This window comes from Kitasatospora sp. NPDC054795 (assembly GCF_053611565.1).
The window spans coordinates 1-3132 of sequence record NZ_JBSHAP010000273.1 but is presented as its reverse complement, the minus strand read 5'-3'; the positions used below and the strand labels follow the sequence as shown (position 1 = coordinate 3132).

2 protein-coding genes are annotated in these 3132 nt (G+C 74.3%); both read left to right on the top strand.

Translation table 11 applies throughout. From position 1 onward, the window contains the following. Positions 1-190: 190 nt before the first annotated feature. Positions 191-1765, top strand: coding sequence for a sugar ABC transporter ATP-binding protein (locus ACWGJO_RS41335; protein ID WP_452190929.1), 1575 nt, complete (start codon positions 191-193; stop codon positions 1763-1765). A 73-nt stretch (positions 1766-1838) separates the two neighbouring features. Beyond that, positions 1839-2879 (top strand): ABC transporter permease, encoded by a 1041-nt coding sequence (locus ACWGJO_RS41330; protein WP_452190928.1) that lies wholly within the window; start codon positions 1839-1841, stop codon positions 2877-2879. The last annotated feature ends 253 nt before the right edge of the window (positions 2880-3132 follow it).

Below are 3132 nucleotides of genomic sequence, written 5' to 3'. Positions count from 1 at the left end.
CCTGCCAGTCCGCGGGCGTGACCGCCAGCTCACGCCTCCCCGCGCCGCCGGTGGGGGGGGCGGGCACCCACCTGCCTAATCCCCCCGCCGCCCCGCCGCGCTCCCGGAGACCGTACCGCGACCACCGGCACCGCCGACCGTGCGCACGGCTCCCCCAGACCGTACGCACCGCACTGCCAACGAGGCCCCGATGACCACACCCGCACCGTCACCCGTCCCGCCGGCGAGCGGCGCCCCCGGCCTGAGCGCCGAGGGCGTGTCCAAGCGCTTCGGCTCCGTCCGGGCCCTGGAGGACGTCACCCTCACCTTCCCGCCCGGCCGGGTCACCGCCCTGATGGGAGAGAACGGCGCCGGGAAGTCCACCCTGCTGCGCATCCTGACCGGCGACCACCGCCCCACCGAGGGGCGCGTGCTGTTGGACGGCCAGGCCGTGGACCTGCAGTCCCCCCAGGACGCCCGCCGGGCCGGGATCCGGATCATCCCGCAGGAACCCGAGATCATCCCGCACGTCCCGGTCGCCGAGAACGTCTACGCCGGCTCGCTGCCCCGCCGGGCCGGTCGCCGTCTGGACCGCGCCGAGCTGCGCCGCCGCATCACCGCGGACCTGGCCCGCCTCGGCTTCGACAAGGTCCTCGACCCCGACCTGCTCGGCTCCGAACTCACCGCGGCTCAGCGCCAGTTGGTCGAGATCATGCGGGCCCTGACCGGCGCCGTCCCGCCGCGGGCGATCGCCTTCGACGAGCCCACCTCCTCGCTCTCCGAGCACGAGGTCGAGGCCCTGTTCGCCCTGATCGGGCGGCTGCGCGACGAGGGCATCGCCGTCGTCTACGTCTCCCACCGGATGAAGGAGATCTTCCGGCTCGCCGACCGCATCGCCGTGCTGCGCGACGGCCGGGTCGCCGGGGTGGTCGAGGCCGCCGCCACCGACGAGAGCGAACTCGTCCGGCTCATGGTCGGCCGCGACCTGTCCTCGCTGTTCGTCCGCCAGCAGGTCGCCACCGACCGCGTCGTGCTGGACGTCCGCGACCTCACCACCGACGACGTGCACGGAGTCAGCCTGACCGTCCGGGCCGGCGAGGTCGTGGCGCTGGCCGGCCTGATCGGCGCCGGACGCTCCGAACTCGCCCTCGCCCTGGCCGGCGACGCCCCGATCCACTCCGGCACGGTGGCCCTCAACGGCGAGGTCCTGCGCCTGAAGGACCCGCGCGCTGCCATCGCCGCCGGCATCGGCCTGGCCCCCGAGGAGCGCAAGGCCCAGGCCCTGTTCCTGCAGCGCACGATCCGCGACAACACCTCGCTGGTCAGCCTGCGCCGGCTCAGCCGGTGGCGGTTCGTCAAGCAGCGCCGGGAGAAGGCCCTCGCCCAGGAGTACGCCGACCGGCTGCGCGTGCGCGCCCCCTCCATCGAGGCCGAGGTCCGCACCCTGTCCGGCGGCAACCAGCAGAAGGTCGTCCTCGCCCGCTGGCTCGCCCGCAAGCCCGACCTGCTGATCCTCGACGAACCCACCCGGGGCGTCGACATCGGCGCCAAGGCCGAGATCTACCAGATCATCGCCGACCTCGCCCGCGAGGGCACCGCCGTCCTGGTCATCTCCTCCGAACTGCCCGAAGTCCTCGGCCTCGCCGACCGGGTCGTGGTGATGCAGAACGGCCGCACGACCGGCGAACTGACCCGTGACCGGGCGACGGAGGAGGTCGTCCTCGCCCTCGCCATGGCCGACGACCTCGCCGCCACCACCACCACTCAGACCGGAGAGCCCCAGTGAACGAGCGCAGCGAGCGAACCATCGAAAGGCGCGCGTGGGCAACTGCCCCTGCCGAGCGCAGCGAGGTGGGCGCATGACCACCGCCACTCCCCCGACCGCCCCGGTGCCGGACGCCGGGGCCCTGCCCGTCCGGTCCGGCGGCCCGCGCAGCCTGCTCGCCGCGATCGGCGGCCAGAACCTCAGCCTGATCGGCGCCCTCGTCGCCGTCGTCGCCCTGTTCGGCTCGCTCAACCCCAACTTCGTCGGCTGGGACAACGTCCAGGTCATCGCCGAGGCCGCCACCATCTCCGGCCTGCTGGCCGTCGTCCAGACCGTCGTGATCATCTGCGGCGGCCTCGACATCTCGGTCGGCTCCCAGGCCGGCCTGGCCTCCGTCACCAGCGCCATGGTCTTCACCTCCACCGGCGCCGACCCGTACCTCGGCATCGGCGCCGCGCTCGCCATCGGCGCCGGCATCGGCCTGTTCAACGGCGTCGTCATCGTCTACGGCCGGGTCAACCCGACCATCGCCACCCTCGCCGGACTGGCCGCCTACAAGGGAGTCGCCCAGCTCGTCTCGGACGGCCGCGCCCAGGGGTACGTGCTCAACGACCCGGTCTTCGTCTTCCTCAGCCGCGGCAGGATCGCCGGTCTGCCCACCATGGTCTGGCTGCTGATCCTCACCGCCGTCGCCGTGCACGCCCTGCTCACCTACACCGACATCGGCCGCAACATCTACGCGATCGGCGGCAACGACACCGCCGCCCGCCTGGCCGGCATCAACCTCAACAAGTACCTGATCGCCGCCTACGCCCTCTCCGGCACCGTCGCGGCCCTGGCCGGCGTGCTGCTCACCGCCCGCACCGGCAGCGGCCAGCCGGTCTCCGGCAGCGAGGGCCTGGAGCTCCAGTCGATCACCGCGGCCGCCCTCGGCGGCTGTGCCCTCAAGGGCGGCAAGGGCGGCATCGGCGGCACCCTGCTCGCCGTCGCGCTGCTCGGCGCACTGCAGAACGGCCTCACCGTCCAGGGCATCAACGCCTTCTGGCAGAACGTCGCCCAGGGCTCCCTGCTGGTCGCCGCCGTCGTCATCCAGCAGCGCCGCAACCGCGAGCGGGCGGTCGGACTGCCCGCCTGAGCCCGGTCTCCCGTGCGCGGGGCGGCCCATCGCCCGGCGCGCGGGAATCCGCCCCCGGGAGCCCGGACCGACGCGTGCGGCGCCGGGCCGGCTCCCCTTCGGGGTGCGCCCCGCGGGCTCCCGGACCGGGCGTCCCGGTGCCCGCCCCACCCCCATGACGTCCGCCCCGGCCGTGCCCTGACCGGACCCGCCGCACAGTGGCAGCGGGTCCGGACTCGGCCGGTGGCGGAACGAGCGGTCGGCCGCCGAGGGT

Excerpts from the sequence above, each read along its gene's own strand:
- ACWGJO_RS41335 (WP_452190929.1), top strand. The coding sequence starts at position 191 with ATGACCACACCCGCACCGTCACCCGTCCCGCCGGCGAGCGGCGCCCCC.
- ACWGJO_RS41330 (WP_452190928.1), top strand. The coding sequence starts at position 1,839 with ATGACCACCGCCACTCCCCCGACCGCCCCGGTGCCGGACGCCGGGGCC.